Here is a 20,895-nt window from a genome sequence, read left to right as displayed (position 1 = left end):
AGAACAATATTGGAGGCAAAATATGAATAACAACATCATGTATGACATAGACTTAAATAACATACCTACTCATATTGCTATTATAATGGATGGGAATGGAAGATGGGCAAAATCCAGATTTCTTCCAAGAACTGCAGGACATAAGGCTGGAGTAGAAACTATAAGAGATATAGTTAAAGAATGTTCAAATTTAGGTGTTAAGCACTTGACACTATATGCATTTTCAACAGAAAATTGGAAAAGACCAAAACTTGAAGTTGATACACTTATGAACTTATTATCTACATACTTAAGAAATGAAATAGCTGAACTGCATCAAAACAATGTAAAAGTAACAGCTATAGGAGAGATAAGTGCTTTACCAAAAACTTGTATAAGAGAATTAAATTCAGCTAAGGAAATGACAAAAGACAATACAGGAGTTAACTTAAATTTAGCATTGAACTATGGAAGTAGGGCAGATATAAAAAATGCTCTTATAGATATAGTAAAAAATTGTGAAAGTGGTAAAATAGATATAAACAATATTGATGAAGATATTATAAAAAACTATTTAAGCACAAAGTCTATACCAGATCCAGACTTGGTCATAAGAACAAGTGGAGAACAAAGATTGAGTAACTTTTTACTTTGGGAAGTTGCTTATTCTGAGTTTTACTTTACTGATATACATTGGCCTGATTTCAATAAAGAAGAATTACAAAAGGCTATATATTTATATCAAAAAAGAGATAGAAGATTTGGAGGACTTAAGTAAGGAGATTATTTTATGCTTACAAGAATTATTGCTTCACTAGCTCTGGTTCCATTATTTCTATTTGTTGTATATGGAGGGATACCTCTTTATATAGCTGAGATGGCAATAGTTTATATTGCATTACATGAATTTTATAAAGCATTTAAAATAAAAGATATACATCCAATATTTATTATAGGGTATATATTTTCTATTTATTTAGCTGTAAAAAATATTTTTAACTTACCATTGGAATATACTTATGCAGTGCTTTTCATTTTATTTTTAGCAAGTATAATTTATATGTTGATGGGCAAAAGCAATGTTATAGATGTTTCGATTACATTTTTAGGAGTTTTTTATATAGGAGTATTTTTAGATTTTATAGTTATAACTATAAATAGCTTTGAAAGAGGAAATATCTATGTATGGCTTATATTTGTAATATCTTTTATGACAGATATATTTGCATATTTTAGTGGCTATTTACTTGGCAAACATAAGTTAATTCCTAAAGTGAGTCCTAAAAAGACTGTAGAAGGAGCTATTGGAGGAATAATAGGAAGTACACTTTGTTGTATTTTATTTGGGTATTTATTTGGTATTGATTTGCTTCAATTGGCTATAATAGGAAGCATAGGAAGTATAATAGCTCAATTGGGAGATTTATTTGCATCTTCAATAAAGAGATATGTAGGGATAAAGGATTATGGAAAGATAATACCTGGTCATGGGGGTATATTAGATAGATTCGATAGTGTTATATTAGTAGCGCCTTTTGTATATAATACTATTAAATTTTTTATTAGATAAAGATTGGTTGGTTTTAAAAAGGCAGTCTATAATTGCTAGTAATGAAAATAGCTATGTAACTTTTAAAAAGCAGAAGAATTCTGTGAGTATTTAGTTACATGGCTATTTTCATTTTTTTTATAATTTAGAAAATATTGTAAAAAATCTTTTTTTATTTAATAATTTCGACATTTTTAAATATATTATCTTTTTATAAGCTATATATCTAAATATAACTGATTTATTCTCAATTTATAAATTTTATTTTTATATATAATTAATCAGTAATAAGTATATTATTGATTTTATTTGATAAGTAGGGGTATAATTTAAGTGATATCTCAAAATAAAGGAAAATATTTCCAAAATATGATAAAATAGATTCAAATAGTTAAATTCTCAATAAATAATATATTTTAATTGTTTATTGAAATATATTAGGTACTCCATCTTCAATATCATCAAGTTGATGATGTAATTTAAAGTATACCAGTATAAAAATAACTTTTGAATTAGGTAAGAATTTATTATGCATATAAAAATTTTCAGAACTAGAAAATATGATTGGAATTAAAAAAATAATAGAGAAATGTTTATTTCAAAAAGTTAAAGTAATTTAAGGAGGATGGATTAATAGACATGTTAACTAATAATATTATAGACAAATTAACAAATTTAAAGGGAAATTACAATTTTAGAATGATGCTTTCAAGTTTAGAAACTCAGAAAAAGCCATATGGTATTATGTTTATTGGAATTGATGATTTCGAACAGATTAATAACTTATATTCTTATTCATTTGGAGATAGGGTTTTGAAAAAATTTTCTAAATCTATTTTACCTTTTTTACCTGAAAACATAAGTTTATATAGATTAGATGGAAATGGTTTTGGAATTTTGTATCCAAATGGAGATTGTTATGAATTAACAAAACTCTTTAATAGATTTCAAGATATAGCACAATGTATAAAACAGATTAATGGACATGCTATTTCATTCACGATATCAGGAAGTATTTGCTTTTATCCAAAAGATGGTATAGATTGTGATACATTGTATCAAAATGCACGTGTTACATTTGAAAGAGCAAAAAAGCAAGGCAAAAGAACATTAATTGTCTATTCAAAAGATGAGCTAACTTTTTCGCAGTATTCTATACAGTTGATAGAGTATCTAAGAGAAAGTGTCTTAAATAATTTTAAAGGATTTTATTTAAATTATCAACCACTTATTTTTACTAATAGCAAGAAACTGTATGGATGCGAAGTATTACTTCGCTGGAAAAATCCTAATTTTGAAATGAAACTTGGACCAACTGAATTTATACCTTTTTTAGAGTCTTCTGGTCTTATGGATAAAGTTAGCCAATGGGTGATTAAAACAGCTTTAAAACAATTAAAAATATGGATAAAGTATATGCCAAATTTCAAGATGAATATAAATGTGTCATATCAGCAGCTTGAAGAACCTAGCTTCAAGTTTTTTATTTTAGATACTATAAAGGAAGAGGGTATATCTCCATCTCTAATTACATTGGAATTAACAGAAAATGATAACATAAAAAAAATAGAAGAAATAAGGAATTCTTTTGACTTTCTTCGCAGTCAAGGTATTAGGATTACATTTGACAGTTTTGGAGCAAAACATTCATCTTTAGAAATTTTTCGTGAGTTAAGTGCTGATTCTTTGAAAATTAATCATACTCTTTTAAATCGTATTACATATGATGTAATAGACCAAAAAATTGTATCTCAAATTATTAATTTATGTCATAGTATGAATATGTCAGTTTATGTTGAAGGAATTGAAAATAAAGAAACTTTAAAAATAATTGAACAGATGAGACCAGAAATATTGCAGGGATTTTATTATAATGAGCCTATAAATGCAAGTGAATTTTATGAGTATTACTTTAAAAAAAATTTTGAGTCTCTTAATTATCAAGAAGATATTATATCAAAAGACATCTCTATAGAAAAAGAAAAAAGTATGGTATATTCTGTATTTACTCCAACACATCCAATGAATATAAAGGAATTGGTTGATAATGCCTATGCAGGCATATTTCAAGTAGGAATGGACCCTGAATTTACTTTTCTTACATGTAATGAAGGCTATAGAAGGATGTTAGGTTATACTGTCAAAGAGATGGAAGAAAAATTTAAAAATCAAGCATTAGGATTTGTCCACCCAGAGGATATAGAATATGTGAATTATGAAATTAGAAGGCAACTTGGAATTAGTGATATAGTTACAATTGAATTTAGGGTATTAAAATCTGATGGAACTCCTATATGGATACTTGGAACAGGCAATGTAGTAAAAGGTAAGCAGGGTTCTAAAAGTTTAATTGTAGTCATAATAGAAAATGATAGGCTTAAGAAAAGGTCTTTAGAGATGGAAGAATCATATTGGAAATACAGAAGAGTTTTGGATAATATTCCTGCTTGTGTAAAATGTATTCGTTTTGATGAAAATTTTACTTTAGATTATATTTCTCCTAGCTTTGTATCCTTGATAGGTTATACAGAAAAAGAAATTAAAAGTAAGTTTGATGGAAAGTATATCAATTTAATTATTGAAGAAGATAGAAAAATTGTACTTGGCGATATGATAAGTCAAGTTAATTCTGAAGATATAGTTACACTTCACTATCGTATTAGATGTAAAGATAATCGTTTAATTTATTTAGAAACCATTTCTAGGTTATGTAAAAGTGATAAAGATGGAAAGAAGTACTTTTATTCAAGTATTGTAGATGTAACAGATGCAACTTGTGAAAAAAGTGATAAAAAATCTAATAGACTGGTCAATCGTTATCAGAGGGCTTTAAAACAGTGGGGTGATGTTTTATTTGAATATAGTTTTAAGTATGATACAATAACATTTTCTGATAATTATTATAGTATATTTGGGATAGAACCAAGAGGAACAATTGATGAACAGTTATCAAATATTTATGAAGAAGATCATAAGATTTTACTTGATGCTTTAGAAGAAGCACATGTTGGTAACAAACCAGAAGAAATAGAGATACGTATACGTTCTAAAGGTGATATACATCTATGGTGTTCTATAGTGTTCAATGAACCTGATAAGATTGGGGATACTACTATATCAATACTAGGGAAAATAAGAAATATTGATGAAGAAAAGAGAGAGTACAATAAGTTAATTGAGCAATCTCAAAATGATTTAATGACAGGGTTACTAAATAAAAGTACTACTGAGGAAAAGATAAGACACATGTTGCTATCATGTGATGAAAATAAGAATTATGCTTTATTTATGATTGATGTAGATAATTTTAAGGATGTTAATGATACTATGGGGCATGTATTTGGAGATAAAATCTTAATTGAGTTAGCGAAATGTTTGAAAAGTAACTTTAGGACAACAGATATTGTTGGCCGTGTTGGAGGCGATGAATTTATAGCATTTATGGAGTATAATGGAGAAAAAGAAAGCCTACAAAAAAAAGGTCATGATATATTAAAAAGATTAGATACTACGTTTACATATGATGAGTTAAGTTTTGAAATAAGTGTAAGTATAGGTATTTCTATATATCCAGAAGATGGTAAACAGTTTTATGAGTTATATCATCGTGCAGATGGTGCTTTGTATAGAGCAAAAGAAGAAGGTAAAAATACATATTGTATGTTTTCTATCTAAAAGTATAATCAATATTCTCAAGAATTGGGTTTATTTTAGTATACAAATGATGGAACTATTTAAGACAAACACATATAACTACAAAGTATTCTAATCACCTTTAATAAGTGATTAGTTATTATAGATACATTATAATTGAGGTAACTGAAAATGCTTTTAATGAAATATCAGAACCAGTTAATTCAATTTTAGAAAAGCTTAAAGCATTAATAAAAGCTTACTTAAAGAAACCTTTAATCGTGAAAAAGTCTACAGTATTATTAAGTGCATTATTGAAATGTCACATCGTATAGAAGAAAAAGAATTTTTTAATAAATATGTGACTGAAAAATAATATAAATATTGTAAAAGTATAATAAGTACATAGCATGCTAGAAGAATTAAAAAATTTGTAATCAAAATTAGCAATAGATAAAAGCATTAGTAAGGGAGCTAATGCTTTTTCTTAGTGGTTTTATTTATATTAATAATCGTAAGAATAAAATGTTTATATAATAACTAAGTTGATTTCAATTTGATTTTATTAATAATGTAATTATGTTATTTGTACAATGTCCAGTATTCATAACCAAAGATACTTTTTCTTTTACAAAGTTGAATTGAGTTGTTTTTATTTGTCGAATCATACATATTATTAGAAACTTTCATTTTTTTTATTTTATTCTTTACATTTATTTTAAGATAGTAATCGTTCCCAGAGCGAGAAGGATTTATTTCTTTATCAATACTATCATGTAAATTCCAGCAAAACTAAATCTTTCATTATTTGGTGTATTTAAGGTGTTTGTTGATAAAAGTAGAACTAACATAGATAATATACATGTAGTTAGAGGAAATGGTATATGATACTTTCTGAGTTCTTTTGTTTTAGGCATTTCTATTAGCATTTTAGGATATAGCCATAAATACATCATCCAATTGAACAATAATATAAATATATAGATGGAAAATTTGATTTTTACAGGAGTAAATAGAGCAATGATAGCAAGTGTTGTTAGTAAGTAACGAATGATACGAGTAACCTTTTTTTCTTTTTCTATGACAGCTAAAGTCCATCTATTTTTTATAAATTCATTTTCTCTTTTTTCACTCTGCTTCATTTAATTACCCTCTATTAATAGTATAGTTTTTTAATCCATTACTTCGTTTTATTTTAGCATATTTATATAAAATAGTAACATTGATGTTTTTTATTTTTTGGAATGTTATATTAACTTGGGCTAATGATTATGTAAATTTATAATCAGAAGAAATTACTTCTATCATTACTTAAAGCTAATAAATAATAAGTATAATTTTCTGTAAAGCTTTTTAAGTAGATACAGATTATTTTAAGACATATTTTTGAAAACTTAAAACAGTATAAAATAAAAAACTATTGACAAGGTGAGCGATTGGTTACTATAATAAAAGTGAGCAATCGCTCACCTTATTTTGCGAAGAGGAGTTAAATTATGAATACAAAGGAAAAAATATTAAATGAATCTATGAAATTATTTTCAGTAAAGGGCTTTGATGCAGTGTCTATAAGAAGTATAGCGGATGCTGTTGGTGTAAGTAATAGTGCCTTGTATAAACATTACCCAAGTAAGCAAGCTATATTTGATGATATTGTAGAAAAATCTAAGGCACATTTTTTAAAACAGTGTGATTATGCACAAAATTCTATATGTGTTAACATGGAAAGCTTTGTTCAAGTGTGTATTTCAATGTTTGATTTTCAAATTAACGATGAGTGGATGGTGATGTTTCGTAGAGTTCTTCTTATTGAGCAATTCAAAAACGAGAAAATGGCTCAAATTTTTAATGATTTTTTTATTGAGTTTCCAATAACTTCTCAGAAACTAACTTTTGAAAAATTAATAGAAGATGGGATAATGATTTCAAAAAATCCAGAAGTGCTTGCAATGGAATTATATGCTCCATTTTTTCTATACCACACAGCAAAGTATGATGTAGAAAAATTAATGGAATTATTTAGGATGCATGTTGAATATTTTTACTTAGAAAATTTTAAGGAGGGAGAATAGTATGCACAGTCAATCTCTTATAAATAAGAAAATAGTTAAAAATAATTATAAATTAAAGACAATTCAAAAGAAAGAAAAACAAAAATATGGAAAGGGTAATAGGAAAATCGTAAAAAATTATCTAGGTAAGGTGGTTGCTCTATCTTCACCTGAGTTAATTGGAAAAGAATTAAGAATGTCAGATTTTACAACAAATATTACAAGAGATGAATTGATTGCAGAACTTGAGAAAGTAAAGATTACTGGTATGAGTGGAAATAGTTTTTTTATATCAGAAAAAATCAAAAAGTTTTGTTCATTAGAATTAGACAAGAAGATATTATTGATTAATGCTGTTGAATGTGACCCTGGGCTTGTCCATGATGAATGGATATTGGAAAATAGATATTCAGAGATAGTTCATTCTATTTATTATTTAAAAGAAGCACTTGGTTTGCAAGATGTAATTATGGTATCTAAAAATAAAAGATTAGAAACGGATGGTAGTTTTTCTCTTAAAATAGTTTCATCACGATATCCTATGGGAGAAGAGCATTTCCTTATACAACAGGTACTTGGTATAAGTTTAGAGAAAAATGAATTTCCAGTAAATAATGGTATTTTAGTATTAAATCTTCAAAGTGTATATCAAATATGTAAAATTATAAATAAATGTTATGATACAGGACGTTTTATTACTATAGCTGACTTATCCAATGGAAGTGCTAGAGTAGCATACATATATCCAACAGATAATATCTCAAATATTTTAAAAAATACATTTAAAGAAAATGAAGATAAATTATTATATAAAGGTAATGGAGTAATGTCCTGTTTTGAAGCAACAGAAAAAGATGATTTTTCGTATTTTGGAAATTTTGCTGCATATTCTAAACCATCAAACATAAGCAATAAAAATAAATGTAAAAAATGTGGTGTGTGTACAAGAAAATGTCCTGCAAAAGTCAATATATCAAAAATTGTACAAATGATAGATAATAATTATGATGTTCTATTATCTTCGTATCATCCTGAAAGATGTATACATTGTGGAAGCTGTACATACTATTGTAAAGCATCAAAGAATGTCTCTGAATATGTTATGGAAGATTATCAAATTGATTAATAAATTTAAATATTAAATAGCACCTGATTTTTGATAGGTGCTATTTATTGTTATATGAAAATGAATTTATTTATCAATATTGAGAGAGCATGGTCTTAGCTGATTTTGAATAAGGGATTATTTATCGAAAAAGATGAAAATTTTTCAAAATAGATAAAATATGATAAAATAGATTTTAGAAGAGGTGATAAAATGATTTCATACACTCCATTGTGGAAATTGCTAATTGATAGAAAAATAAAAAAGATGGAATTTGTAAATATATCAGGTATAAGTATTTCTGTTTTAGGTAGATTAGGAAATGATAAGTCTGTTTCTATGGATACAATGGAAAAGATATGTTTAGCACTAGACTGTAAAATAGAAGATGTTGTAGAAATAAAAAAGGATGTTTAATGATGCTAAAATATTTTAATAATATTGTAAAAACACATAAAGAATAGCTAAGGTTTAATTTAATAGATAGAGCTTTACTGGATTAAAAATAAAAGTAACTATATGTGAATAAATTAAAATTAAAGAGTAATGCTATAATGTAAACTAAATATATTTTTCCAGTAATTATATGAAGTTTTTGTGAATAGTAAAAATAATTGTTTTAGTAGTGTTATAATGTCTTGGTAGGGTATATTTATTATTAGAAAGGATTATCATATGAAAAAAATATCAATTTTAGGTTCTACAGGCTCTATAGGTAAGCAAACTTTAGATGTAGTTAGAGAAAATAGAGACAAGTTTGAAGTAGTTGCAATATCAGCTAATAGTAGTATTGAATTACTACTTGAACAAATTGTAGAATTTAGACCTAAATATGTAACAGTTTTTGAGGAAAGTAAAGCATTAAAATTAAAGGAAATATTGCCACAAAATATAGAGATAGAAGTTTTAACAGGGATGGAAGGATTAAAAATAATATCATCGTTAGATGAAATTGATGTACTTTTAACTGCTGTTGTGGGAATGATAGGATTAGTTCCAACACTTTGCGCCATAAAAAAGGGAATTGACATAGCATTAGCGAATAAAGAGACATTAGTAACTGCTGGCGAGCTTGTAATGGCAGAGGCAAAAAAATATAATGTAAATATTCTTCCTGTTGATAGTGAACATAGTGCTATATTTCAGTGTTTAAATGGAGAGAATAATAAAAATATAGAAAAAATAATACTTACAGCTTCTGGTGGACCGTTCAGAGGAAAGAAAAAAGAAGAACTTTTAAATATAACTAAAAATGAAGCTTTAAAGCATCCAAACTGGAGTATGGGTAGAAAAATAAGCATTGATTCTTCAACGCTTATGAATAAAGGACTAGAAGTAATAGAAGCTAGATGGCTATTTGGAGTAAAACAAGAAAATATAGATGTAGTGGTTCATCCACAAAGTATAATTCACTCAATGGTACAGTATACAGATAGCTCTATAATTGCACAATTAGGATGTCCAGATATGAGGTTGCCTATACAGTATGCCCTTACATATCCAGATAGGATGGAAAGTAGTTTTGAAAGAATGAATTTTGCAAAATTTAATACTTTAACTTTTGAAGAACCAGACTTAGAGACTTTTCCATGTTTAAAATTAGCTTATGAATGTCTAAAGATGGGTGGAACTTATTCTTCTGTTTTAAATTCTGCAAATGAAGTTTTAGTAAGTGAATTTTTAGAGGATAAAATTGGTTTCTATGACATACCATATTACATAGAGAAAACTTTAGAGGTTCATAAAAGCATAAGTAAACCAACGTTAGAACAAATTTTGGAAACAGATAGATGGAGTAGAGCTTATGTTGAAAATCTGATAAAAAAATAGGAAGGTGAATTTATGACTATAATAGCTGCATTAATACTATTTAGTATAATTGTATTAATACATGAATTAGGACATTTTATATTTGCAAAAAGAAGTGGGATTAAGGTAAATGAGTTTTCTATAGGTATGGGACCTAAGATATATAGTGTAAAAAAAGATACAGAGTATTCCATAAGAGCTCTTCCAATTGGTGGATATGTAAGTATGGAGGGTGAAGACGAAGAACAAATAAGTCCAAATTCTTTTGGAAATAAATCTATATTACAAAGATTTAGTACTATTGTGGCAGGACCAATATTTAATATAATATTGGCAGCAGTACTTTTAGTACCAGTGTTTTTGTATATAGGTTCTCCAACTACTACACTTGGGAAAATAATGCCCAATACTCCTGCCCAAACAGTAGGACTTCAAGAAGGAGATAAGATAAATAAAATAAATGGTAATTCTGTTAAGACTTGGGATGAAGTTGCAAATATGATAAATACTTCTTCTGGTGGAGAATTGAAGCTTAGTATAACTAGGGATGGAAGCGATAAAGTTGTAAATGTAACTCCTAAGGATAACAATGGAAAGTATGAAATAGGAATTCAGCCACAAAGAGAAAAAGATTTCTTTGGCTCAATAGTGAATGCATGTAAAACTACTGTGGATATGACAAAACAGATGTTAACATTCTTAGGTCAAATGGTTACAGGACGTGTACCAGGAGGAATTGGTAATGCTGTTGCAGGACCAGTAGGCGTTATTGGTATGGTATCAGATGCAGCTCAAACAGGTATTATAAATGTAGTATATTTGGCAGCTGTAATAAGTTTAAATTTAGGTATAGTAAACTTATTACCAATACCAGCTCTTGATGGTTGGAGAATACTTATGTTATTATTAGAAGCTGTTAGAGGCGGTAAAAAACTTGACCCAAATAAAGAAGGTATGATAAATGTAGTTGGATTTGGGGCCTTAATGTTATTTATGCTTTTTATAACATATAAAGATATATTAAGGTTATTTCAATAATTATAAAGTTTAAAAAGGCTATGTAGTTTTAAGTGAGAATAAATTAGTTTTAAAAGATTAAATTTATTCTTAGCTGTTTAACTATATAGCTTTTTAATTTATAATATATATGTAGTTTGTAGTATTTTTTTAGATATTGAATGATTTTAATATAAAATAATATATAGAGGTGAAATATGAGTTACGAGAGAAGAAAGACAAGAGAAGTTAGTGTTGGGAGTGTAAAAATAGGAGGCGAAAATCCTATAAGCATACAATCTATGACAAACACTGATACAAGAGATGCAGAGGGTACAATAGCTCAAATAAAAAGATTAGAAGAAGCTGGTTGTGATATAGTTAGAGTTGCTGTTCCTGATATGGAAGCAGCTAAAAATATAAGAAAGATAAAATCTAGTGTAAATATACCTGTTATTGCTGATATACATTTTGATTATAAGTTAGCACTTGAAGCTATAGAACAAGGTGTAGATGGTGTTAGAATAAATCCTGGTAATATCGGGAACATAGAAAGAGTTAGAATGGTTGTTGAGAAATGCAAGGAAAAAAATTTGAAAATTAGAATTGGTGTCAATGGGGGCTCTCTAGAAAAAGAAATTTTAAAAAAATATGGCTCTGCAACTGCTGAAGCATTAGTTGAAAGTGCAATGGGGCATATTAAGATTCTTGAAGATTTAGGTTTTTATAATATAGTTATTTCTCTAAAATCATCTGATATTTATAAAACTGTTGATGCATATGAATTAATATCAAAAAAAGTTGATTACCCTCTTCATGTTGGAATTACTGAATCTGGAAGTATTCATAAAGGAACAATAAAGTCTTCTATAGGTGTGGGAGCACTTCTTCTTAAAGGAATTGGAGATACTGTCAGAATATCTTTGACAGGTGACCCTGTTGAAGAGGTTGTTGTTGGTAAACAGATTTTAAGAAGTTTGGGTCTTTTAAATGATAAGATTAAAGTTATATCATGTCCTACATGTGGTAGATGTAATATAGATTTAATTAGTGTTGTAAATGAAGTTGAAGATAAGATTGGTAGTATGGAAAAAGATATTACTGTTGCAATTATGGGTTGTGCTGTAAACGGACCTGGTGAGGCTAGAGAAGCTGATATAGGTATTGCTGGTGGTAAGGGTGAAGGTCTTTTATTTAAAAAAGGCGAAATTGTAAGAATGATTAATGGTGACAAATTGGTTGATGAGTTACTGGATGAAATTGATAAGTTATAGAGTATGTATTTAAAACATATTAAACAGCTAGATGATTAAATACTTTTGAAATAAATTTTATTTATAGTATTTAATTATCTAGCTGTTTTGAATTTTATTAATTTAATAATTTATAAGGAGTATTACAAGCACTTCAATAATTTAAACTTATATTTAAATTATTGAAGTGCTTGTAATACTATATATTAAAAGTATACATTTTTGTTTGTCGAATAAAGAATAAAAAAAATTAAAGGAAAAGGTTAAAAAATAAAGAATTTTATAAATAGAAGTTGTATTTTATGATTTATTGTTATTAGATAGATATAAAAATTTTAATATATTTAATCCATTAATATGGATTATCATAAAGTTAGGAGCGTTGTCAATTGATTAAATGTATAGAATTATCTGTAAAAGTATATCTTTTTGAAAATATTGCTTTAGATAATACAGCCAAAGAAATACGTAAATTAATAGATAATACATTAGTTATGGAAGAAAAATATAAGGAATTTCACAATGAGAATAAATTTAAAAATTATTCTTTTAATTTACTGTATCCTTTAGAAAAAGATAAGGTTTATAAGAAGGATTGTATATATACTTTTATTATTAGAACAGTTGATAGTGAATTGGGAATATATTTTATGAACAATTTAAAAAATCAATACTCTAATAAAATAAAGGTTATTACAATGAGTAAAAAAGTTTTACCTAAAAAACATATTGAAAGTATTTATTCGATTACTCCAATAATAGCTAAATTTGAGGATGGATATTGGAGGAGTAGTAAAACAGTAGAAGATTTAGAAAATAGGATTAGGGAAAATTTAATAAAAAAATACAATGAATTTACCAACAGTAAAATAGATGAAAACTTTGAATTATTTAATATGATTAAGTTTATAAACAAAAAACCTATTTCCATGAAATACAAAAATATATCCTTACTTGGAGATAAAATAAGTTTTAAAGTATCAGAAAATGATATGGCTCAAGAAATTGCAAACTTTGCACTTGGAGTTGGGGTTGGAGAAATTAATTCTCGTGGATTTGGTTTTGTAAACTATAGATGGTTATAGGAGGTGAAGATTTGTTAAAGGATTGTTTAGAGATTTTTGAAAAAGAATATAAATCTACAGGTAATAGCTTGATAACTGATAGCTATGTTTTATCTTATGGAACGTATATATTGGTAAAAGATTTTTCAAAAATAGAAAAATTAGAAATCTCAAAAAATGATGTAGACAATACTACACAAATATATAGTAAATTTTGTGAGTTAGATTATCTATCAAAACTGGTGTCTATAGATAAACCAATTGATTCAAAAAAACTAATACATAGTAATAATTATCTTTCATTTTTTGTAAAAAAGGAAAACTTAAAACCTAATAAGAATAATAATGTAAAACTTACAGAAGACATTATTGATAATTATTATGATGCTTTATTAAATCCAAGAATCAAATATAAATCTGATAAAAGAAAAAAAGAGATTTATGATTTAATGGAAAAGGAATATGGTAAAGTAGATGAAAAAAAATTAAATAAAATAAGAACATGGATAAAAGATAATATATTTACTCTAGTTGAAAATAATAAAAAAGATAAAAATTATTTGAAAATATTTTTTGATGAAAAAATAGATTTATACAATAGAGAAAATCAAAAATATTTACATCCAAATATATACAATAAAAACTACTTCAATATAATTATTGATGGTAAGACTTATGGGTTACCAAACGACAATATGCAATTAAGTGAAAAAAAGCCGTTTTTAAAATTAAAAACAAGAAAGAATTCAACACCTTATCTGGTTAGTGAAGACGAAGTTTTCTTACAAAAGGCTTTTTTTGATTATTTAATGAATAAAGCTGCTAATGGAGAAGAGGTAGTATATATAAGTAGTGAAAAAGGAATTCATAGGAAAACTGATATACCAAACGAATTTAGTGGCTATATACTGAGAATAAAAAAAGAGAAAGAATTAGAGATACATGATTTTGATACTGTGGTAAATTTAAATACTAAAATAAAAAAAATAAATGTAAAGTTTGTAATACCAATAGAATATGACAAGTATGGTTTAAATCCAAGTTTAGAAGTAGGATATATTAATAATCTTAAAAAATTAGAAAAAACTATTGATACTATATATTTTAATAAATTTATGTGTAATAGTTATTTCAGAGAAGTTAAAGAAATAAACTTAAATGATTTAATTCTAAGAGATATATTTGTTAGAAATAGAGACGGGTTATATACATGGTTTTATAAAGGTAGGGATAATATAGTAAGACAAACTTTTTCAAAATATTCTATGGATATAATTAAAAATTCTATAAAAAACAATAACTATGTAAGAGCCAAGGAACAGTATAACTTAAGAATAGCTATAATAAATTATTTTTATGGAGGATATAAAATGGCAGATAAAATAAAATGTATTAGTGAATCTTTATTTGAAAAAATAAATTCTAAACAAACACAATGTATACAAAGTGATGAAGAATACTATTTTGCAATTGGACAATTAGCTTCATATCTTATATCTAAAAATAAATCATCAAAAAATAAGAATCATTCTCTAATTAATCCTATATTAAATGCACGAAATAAGGAAAAGCTTATGCTAGAGATAAGGAAGTTGTTTAAAAAATATAATTATGCCATAGATTATGGTAGTAAGAGAGTTGATAATTTATATGCTATGATTGTAGGATATGAAGTAGAAGATAAAAAAATTAATGGGGATTTATTAATAGGTGGTTACCTATATTCTAATTTAATATATACAAAAGGAGAGGAGAAAGAAGATGAATAAAAGAGTATATGGGGTGTTAGGAATAAAATCTGTAATGTCAAATTGGAATGCTGATTTTTCTGGATATCCAAAAACTATATCAACAGGAGAAATTTTTGGAAGTGACAAAGCTCTTAAATTTCCCATGAAGAAAATGTGGGAAAATGAAGGTGAAAAAGTATTATATATAAAGTCATTAAAAATAGATGAATCTAAGAAAGGAGAAATCAAAGTCAGACCAAAGTCGCTAAAAGAGAGATATGAAGAATTGTTTGATATAGAAGATTTAAAGGTAGAAAAAAATCAACAAAATGTGTTAGAAAATTTATTTAAAGCTATTGATGTCAAAAACTTTGGAGCTACATTTGCAGAAGTAGGAAATAATATAGGAATTACAGGAGCAGTACAAATTGGTCAAGGATTTAATAAGTATGAAGATAGCAATGTTGAAGAGCAACAAATACTTTCTCCATTTAGAGACCCGAAAGCCAAAGATAAGAAAAAATCGACAAATGAAGAAGAAAAGGAAGATGCTAATTCAACTACTTTAGGTAAAAAAATAGTTAGTGATGAAGCTCATTATTTTTATCCTTTTTCAATAAATCCAAAGGCCTATGAAGCTTTTGTTAGTATGGGTGTGACTGAGGGGTATACTGAAAATGATTATAAAAAATTTAAAGAAGTTGCTTTAGTGAGTGCGACTGCATTTAATACAAATTCAAAAATCGGATGTGAAAATGAATTTGCAATATTTATTGAAACAAATGAAGAAGTATATTTACCAGATTTAACTCAATATATAGCATTTAAAAAGAAAGAAAGTGAAAATGATTTGATTTCTTTAAATATGATTGACTTAATGATTGACTTAGGAGAAGAAATTAATAGTATAGAAATATATTACAATCCATATAAAACAGAAATAAAACCTTCAAAAGAGAAAATAGCATCAAAATTAGATAAAGTAAAGTTTATAAACATATTTACAAGAAAAGAGGTATAAGATGGAAGTCTTAAAGTTTAACTTAAGTGGGAGAACTGCATTTTTTAAAAAGCCAGATGTAAATAGTATAGTCTGTTTTACTTATGGAAATATACATAAAGTCGCACTTATGGGAATTTTGGGATCTTGCTTGGGACTTAAGGGATATAATCAACAGACTAAAGATGATGAATATCCTGAATTCTACTCTGAACTTGAGAATATAAAAATATCGATAGTTCCCAAAAATGAATTTGGATATATAGATAAAAAGATTCAGAGATTTAATAATTCTGTAGGATATGCTTCAGAAGAAAAAGGGGGAAATCTAATAGTAAAAGAGCAATGGCTTGAAAATCCTAGTTGGGATATATATATACAATTAGAAGATACAGATATTTGTAGAGATCTGAAAAATAGATTTTTATCTAATAAATTTGTTTACATACCTTATTTAGGAAAAAACGACCATATAGCAAATATAAGTGGAATTGAACTAATTATTGATGTTTATAAATCAGAAAGTGTTGATAGAATAGATAGTTTTTTTACAAGGGAAGATTTTGAATTTGAAAAATATGATTTTGATGATGACGATGATTATGAAGAACCTTTTAAGTATCAAGAGAAGCTTCCTTGTAAGTTAGATAGAATAACTAATCAATATATTTTAGAAACCATAATATTTACTAATATACCAGTTAAATTGCTTAGTAAAAAAGATGTATATGAAGTAAGGGATATGAATTTAATGTTTATTTAAATTTATGAATCTAGGAGGAATATATGTATTTTGAAAAAGTTGAATTATTTGATATAAATAGCAATGTAAATAATTATCAAAATATTTATGCACATATAAATAAGGACAAATCTCCAGAAACTTTGAAAGAACATTCAGATTTGGTATACTCATACTTTATGAAATTATGTATCAAAAGAGATTTAGAATCTTGTTTAAAAAGAATAGAAGATAAATTCTTTAAAAATAACTCTTATTTAAGTAAGGATTTTTATAGAGAACTTATGTTAAATATGGTTTACATGCATGATTTAGGTAAAATTAATGTTTCATTTCAATCTGTAAAAATGAACAACAAAAATTTTAAAAGTATTTCAACAAGATATACTAAACATTCTTTTATTTCGTCTATATTGTATTTTGATTATTATTTTGAAAAGTTAAAGAAAGCTGATGTTGAAGAGAAAAAGCTATTGAAGTTGTTTTTAATGATAAATACATATGTAATATCAAAGCACCATGGAGTCTTGAAATCATTTAGGGAATTTTTATCTTCTTTTGAGAATGAATTTATAAATATTGAAGATAATTTTAAAGATTTATTTATACATAATTATAATTTAGAGATTAAATCAACTTCAAAAACTATTAAAAAAATAATTAGTGATACATATAAGTATTTGGATGATAGTTTTATAAAAGATGGTTTAGATATAGACTTATATATATATTCAAAATTAATGTTTGCAATTATTACATCTTGTGACTTTTATGCCACATCAGAATATAATAGTGGAAAATCTATAGATGATTTTGGGACTATTGATAATCATAATAAATATTATGATGTATTTAAAAAATCTAAAATATATGAAAATATGAATAGGTACAGAGAATATCTAAATAACGATGAAAAATGTCCATATGAAGATAATGATATAAATAAATTGAGAACAGAGATGAGTATAGAAGCTGAAGAAACAATGACATATAATCTAAGTAAAAATATATTTTACTTAGAAGCACCTACTGGAAGTGGAAAAACTGTTACATCTATAAATTTAGCATTAAAATTTATAGAATTAAATCAATCATTAATTAAAATATTTTATATATTTCCATTTAATACATTAATAGAACAAACTAAAAGTATATTTATAAATGATTTGTTTAATTCTGTTAAAGATATAGAAAAGGATGTTGTGGTTATAAATTCTATAACTCCGATACAGACATATGATGAAGAAGAAGATAATAAAGATGTTAAAGAGTATAGCACAAAACAAAAAATTGACTATGAAAAATCCTTGCTAAATAAACAGTTTTTACACTATCCTATAGTACTTACTACTAACATAGGTTTTTTTAATTATTTATTTGGAGTTTCAAGAGAAGAAAGTTTCCCATTGATACATATGATAAATAGTGTAGTTATATTAGATGAGATACAAAGTTATAAAAATGAGATATGGAAAGAGATTATTTTATTCTTAGAAAAGTATGCTGAAATATTAAATATAAAAATTATTATAATGTCTGCAACTTTACCTAGATTAAATAAATTAGGATGTAATGATGATAATTTTGCTTATTTAGTAAGGTACAGAGATAAGTATTTTAAGAATCCACTTTTTAAAGATAGAGTAAATATAAGTTTTGAAATGTTAAATTCAGAAGTTAATTCTATTGAAGAAATAGTAAAAAAGGTTGTAGAGGAATCAGAAAGATATAATAAGATACTAATAGAGTTTATAAAGAAATCATCAGCATTAAAATTTTATAAGAATATTAAAGAAAAGCTGAAGGATAAGTCAGAAAGCATTTATTTGATAACAGGAGATGATAATAAACTAGAGAGAAAAAAAATAATAAATAAAATTAAAGATATAGGATCTGTAATCTTAGTTGCTACACAAGTTGTAGAAGCTGGAGTGGATATAGATATGGATTTGGGATTTAAAGATATATCTATAATTGATTCAGACGAACAATTTTTGGGAAGGATAAATAGGTCTTGTAAAAAATTAGATTCAAAAGTTTATTTTTTTAATTTAGATGATGCAAAAGAGATATATAGGAAAGATATTAGAAAAGAGAAAAATTTAACCCTGAATGAGGAGAGCAATAGAGAAATTATTTTAGAAAAAGATTTTGAAAAGTACTATGACAAAATAATAGCTAGAATAGAAGAAAATAAAAATAAACATAATGACGAAAATATAGATGTTTTTACAAATGATATTGTAGGTAAATTAGATTTTAAATCAGTAAATGAAAGGATGACATTGATAGATAAATTAAGAGATTATACAATTTTTTTGAACACTCAAGTAGAAGATGAATCTGGAAATATAGTTGTAGGAAGTGATGTTTGGGAAGATTATGTTTCTCTATTGAAAAATAATGATATTGAGTATTCTGAAAAAAGAGTAAAGATGTCTGACATTATGGAAAAATTAGATTATTTTACGTATAAACTTCGTAAATTTGATAATTCATTTAATGATTATATAGGAGATATTTTTTATATTGATGATGGTGAACAGTATTTTACAGATGGTAAATTTGATAGAAGCAAATTTAATGAAAATGTAGAACATGAGTATATATAGTAGGTTTAGATTATAAATAGGATATATAGTATAGTGTAATTAAAATTTATCCCAAGTTAATTAATGAAGAGTAGTTTATAAGTATTGAAATTTAAATATTTTACAACTTTTATAGATTTTTTATGATTAGCTGGGATAAAAAATCTATATATCAGTCTTTTCAATGTGTTTAAAAGCAATATACTTTTAAGAGATATTGCTTTTACAGTGGTTAAACAGTAACATGAGATGTATTTAAATGTAAAAGCATGGTATTACTGACATTCAACTGACAAAGTTAAACAGTAACATGAGATGTATTTAAATATTCTTCTTTACTATATTTTTTCTTTTTAGCATATCGTTAAACAGTAACATGAGATGTATTTAAATATCTAAAGTTAAGTATCATTTTACTGGCTATATAAAGTTAAACAGTAACATGAGATGTATTTAAATAGTGGTAAAGCTAAAATAACATTACTCCAAGCAATGGTTAAACAGTAACATGAGATGTATTTAAATTTTGATGATCCAAATGCACCAGTACAATCTGCATCAGTTAAACAGTAACATGAGATGTATTTAAATAGAGGTGACAGATGGTATTGGCAAATGTGGAACAAGGTTAAACAGTAACATGAGATGTATTTAAATGATTCTAAATCTTTGTAATTGTTGATTAGGAGATGGTTAAACAGTAACATGAGATGTATTTAAATGCAAAAACGGCAGGAGCATCTGCAAAACAACTTGTAGTTAAACAGTAACATGAGATGTATTTAAATACAACGTTAAAACTATCTTTAATAGAATTATCAACTGTTAAACAGTAACATGAGATGTATTTAAATATAGACATTGCAAATGATGCTGACATGTTCGGTAAGTTAAACAGTAACATGAGATGTATTTAAATCCTGTTTTTGCATTTATAAGCTTTACTTTTTTACGTGTTAAACAGTAACATGAGATGTATTTAAATTATAGTAAGTATATCTATACCATATTTGTTTTGCCGGTTAAACAGTAACATGAGATGTATTTAAATTGAGGATAACTGTCTCTTTTTTTATTGTCGAATAAAGTTAAACAGTAACATGAGATGTATTTAAATTGGGGTATTTCTGTTTGGACTTACCTAGTTACAAAGTTAAACAGTAACATGAGATGTATTTAAATTTGTAATATTGCTTATATTGTTTATTTTACAAACGCGTTAAACAGTAACATGAGATGTATTTAAATTCAACTTGATTTTCTTCTATTTGTTTCTCTGTAACAGTTAAACAGTAACATGAGATGTATTTAAATAGTAACCAGTGATGATTTTGAGAAATATTCAACTAGTTAAACAGTAACATGAGATGTATTTAAATTCTTATAACTCCAC

Annotated in this window: 15 protein-coding genes and 1 CRISPR repeat array (1 of these 16 only partly in view); of the genes, 14 read left to right on the top strand and 1 reads right to left on the bottom strand. The window is 26.0% G+C overall.

Going from position 1 to position 20,895, the window contains the following annotated elements; all coding sequences use genetic code 11:
• The first annotated feature begins 22 nt into the window (after positions 1 to 22).
• The 3 genes from KGF46_RS11610 to KGF46_RS11600 all read left to right on the top strand — a co-directional run bounded on the left by KGF46_RS11610 (position 23) and on the right by KGF46_RS11600 (position 5,203).
• The gene (locus KGF46_RS11610; protein WP_227434789.1) at positions 23 to 757 is read left to right on the top strand and encodes an isoprenyl transferase; all 735 of its coding nucleotides are present in this window, start codon (positions 23 to 25) and stop codon (positions 755 to 757) included.
• A 12-nt stretch (positions 758 to 769) separates the two neighbouring features.
• Positions 770 to 1,549: a phosphatidate cytidylyltransferase gene (locus KGF46_RS11605; RefSeq protein ID WP_227434788.1), complete on the top strand. Its 780-nt coding sequence runs from the start codon at positions 770 to 772 to the stop codon at positions 1,547 to 1,549.
• A 618-nt stretch (positions 1,550 to 2,167) separates the two neighbouring features.
• Positions 2,168 to 5,203, top strand: a complete 3,036-nt coding sequence (locus KGF46_RS11600) for a diguanylate cyclase domain-containing protein (RefSeq protein ID WP_227861985.1) — start codon at positions 2,168 to 2,170, stop codon at positions 5,201 to 5,203.
• 710 nt (positions 5,204 to 5,913) lie between these two features.
• Here KGF46_RS11600 and KGF46_RS11595 read toward each other — a convergent pair.
• Positions 5,914 to 6,303 (bottom strand): hypothetical protein, encoded by a 390-nt coding sequence (locus tag KGF46_RS11595; protein WP_227830422.1) that lies wholly within the window; start codon positions 6,301 to 6,303, stop codon positions 5,914 to 5,916.
• A gap of 354 nt (positions 6,304 to 6,657) precedes the next feature.
• Here KGF46_RS11595 and KGF46_RS11590 point away from each other — a divergent pair, with 354 nt between their 5' ends.
• The 11 genes from KGF46_RS11590 to cas3 all read left to right on the top strand — a co-directional run bounded on the left by KGF46_RS11590 (position 6,658) and on the right by cas3 (position 19,523).
• Complete coding sequence (locus tag KGF46_RS11590) at positions 6,658 to 7,233, top strand: TetR/AcrR family transcriptional regulator (protein ID WP_227830421.1); 576 nt, start codon at positions 6,658 to 6,660, stop codon at positions 7,231 to 7,233.
• Position 7,234: 1 nt separating this feature from the next.
• Positions 7,235 to 8,338 (top strand): 4Fe-4S dicluster domain-containing protein, encoded by a 1,104-nt coding sequence (locus KGF46_RS11585; RefSeq protein ID WP_227830420.1) that lies wholly within the window; start codon positions 7,235 to 7,237, stop codon positions 8,336 to 8,338.
• Between the two features lie 192 nt (positions 8,339 to 8,530).
• On the top strand, positions 8,531 to 8,734 hold the full coding sequence (locus KGF46_RS11580; RefSeq protein ID WP_227830419.1) for a helix-turn-helix domain-containing protein: 204 nt from the start codon (positions 8,531 to 8,533) through the stop codon (positions 8,732 to 8,734).
• Positions 8,735 to 8,992: 258 nt separating this feature from the next.
• The gene (locus KGF46_RS11575; RefSeq protein ID WP_227830418.1) at positions 8,993 to 10,147 is read left to right on the top strand and encodes a 1-deoxy-D-xylulose-5-phosphate reductoisomerase; all 1,155 of its coding nucleotides are present in this window, start codon (positions 8,993 to 8,995) and stop codon (positions 10,145 to 10,147) included.
• Between the two features lie 12 nt (positions 10,148 to 10,159).
• Entirely contained in the window at positions 10,160 to 11,164 is a 1,005-nt protein-coding gene (gene rseP, locus KGF46_RS11570) for an RIP metalloprotease RseP (protein WP_227830417.1), read from the top strand.
• A 176-nt stretch (positions 11,165 to 11,340) separates the two neighbouring features.
• Complete coding sequence (gene ispG, locus KGF46_RS11565) at positions 11,341 to 12,396, top strand: flavodoxin-dependent (E)-4-hydroxy-3-methylbut-2-enyl-diphosphate synthase (RefSeq protein ID WP_227830416.1); 1,056 nt, start codon at positions 11,341 to 11,343, stop codon at positions 12,394 to 12,396.
• A gap of 368 nt (positions 12,397 to 12,764) precedes the next feature.
• Positions 12,765 to 13,460: a CRISPR-associated endoribonuclease Cas6 gene (gene cas6, locus KGF46_RS11560; RefSeq protein WP_227830415.1), complete on the top strand. Its 696-nt coding sequence runs from the start codon at positions 12,765 to 12,767 to the stop codon at positions 13,458 to 13,460.
• An 11-nt stretch (positions 13,461 to 13,471) separates the two neighbouring features.
• The gene (locus tag KGF46_RS11555; protein WP_227830414.1) at positions 13,472 to 15,208 is read left to right on the top strand and encodes a CRISPR-associated protein Cse4; all 1,737 of its coding nucleotides are present in this window, start codon (positions 13,472 to 13,474) and stop codon (positions 15,206 to 15,208) included.
• A complete protein-coding gene (locus KGF46_RS11550) occupies positions 15,201 to 16,190 on the top strand; it encodes a type I CRISPR-associated protein Cas7 (protein WP_227830413.1) in 990 nt (329 codons plus the stop codon). Before KGF46_RS11555 ends, KGF46_RS11550 begins: the two co-directional genes overlap by 8 nt.
• A gap of 1 nt (position 16,191) precedes the next feature.
• A complete protein-coding gene (cas5b, locus tag KGF46_RS11545) occupies positions 16,192 to 16,932 on the top strand; it encodes a type I-B CRISPR-associated protein Cas5b (protein ID WP_227830412.1) in 741 nt (246 codons plus the stop codon).
• A 23-nt stretch (positions 16,933 to 16,955) separates the two neighbouring features.
• Positions 16,956 to 19,523: a CRISPR-associated helicase Cas3' gene (gene cas3, locus KGF46_RS11540; RefSeq protein ID WP_227854554.1), complete on the top strand. Its 2,568-nt coding sequence runs from the start codon at positions 16,956 to 16,958 to the stop codon at positions 19,521 to 19,523.
• Between the two features lie 210 nt (positions 19,524 to 19,733).
• A CRISPR array of direct repeats spans positions 19,734 to 20,895; the repeat unit is 30 nt; unit sequence GTTAAACAGTAACATGAGATGTATTTAAAT (it continues 4,447 nt past the right edge of the window).

This window comes from Clostridioides sp. ZZV14-6153 (genome assembly GCF_020657855.1).
Lineage (GTDB): Bacteria > Bacillota > Clostridia > Peptostreptococcales > Peptostreptococcaceae > Clostridioides.
Note: the sequence above shows the minus strand (reverse complement) of the source record. Positions and strands in the feature narration are given on the sequence as shown.

Bases quoted from the DNA above. Each gene is read 5' to 3' on its own strand.
- KGF46_RS11610 (WP_227434789.1), top strand. From the start codon at position 23: ATGAATAACAACATCATGTATGACATAGACTTAAATAACATACCTACT.
- KGF46_RS11605 (WP_227434788.1), top strand. From the start codon at position 770: ATGCTTACAAGAATTATTGCTTCACTAGCTCTGGTTCCATTATTTCTA.
- KGF46_RS11600 (WP_227861985.1), top strand. From the start codon at position 2,168: ATGTTAACTAATAATATTATAGACAAATTAACAAATTTAAAGGGAAAT.
- KGF46_RS11595 (WP_227830422.1), bottom strand. From the start codon at position 6,303: ATGAAGCAGAGTGAAAAAAGAGAAAATGAATTTATAAAAAATAGATGG.
- KGF46_RS11590 (WP_227830421.1), top strand. From the start codon at position 6,658: ATGAATACAAAGGAAAAAATATTAAATGAATCTATGAAATTATTTTCA.
- KGF46_RS11585 (WP_227830420.1), top strand. From the start codon at position 7,235: ATGCACAGTCAATCTCTTATAAATAAGAAAATAGTTAAAAATAATTAT.
- KGF46_RS11580 (WP_227830419.1), top strand. From the start codon at position 8,531: ATGATTTCATACACTCCATTGTGGAAATTGCTAATTGATAGAAAAATA.
- KGF46_RS11575 (WP_227830418.1), top strand. From the start codon at position 8,993: ATGAAAAAAATATCAATTTTAGGTTCTACAGGCTCTATAGGTAAGCAA.
- rseP (WP_227830417.1), top strand. From the start codon at position 10,160: ATGACTATAATAGCTGCATTAATACTATTTAGTATAATTGTATTAATA.
- ispG (WP_227830416.1), top strand. From the start codon at position 11,341: ATGAGTTACGAGAGAAGAAAGACAAGAGAAGTTAGTGTTGGGAGTGTA.
- KGF46_RS11550 (WP_227830413.1), top strand. From the start codon at position 15,201: ATGAATAAAAGAGTATATGGGGTGTTAGGAATAAAATCTGTAATGTCA.
- cas5b (WP_227830412.1), top strand. From the start codon at position 16,192: ATGGAAGTCTTAAAGTTTAACTTAAGTGGGAGAACTGCATTTTTTAAA.
- cas3 (WP_227854554.1), top strand. From the start codon at position 16,956: ATGTATTTTGAAAAAGTTGAATTATTTGATATAAATAGCAATGTAAAT.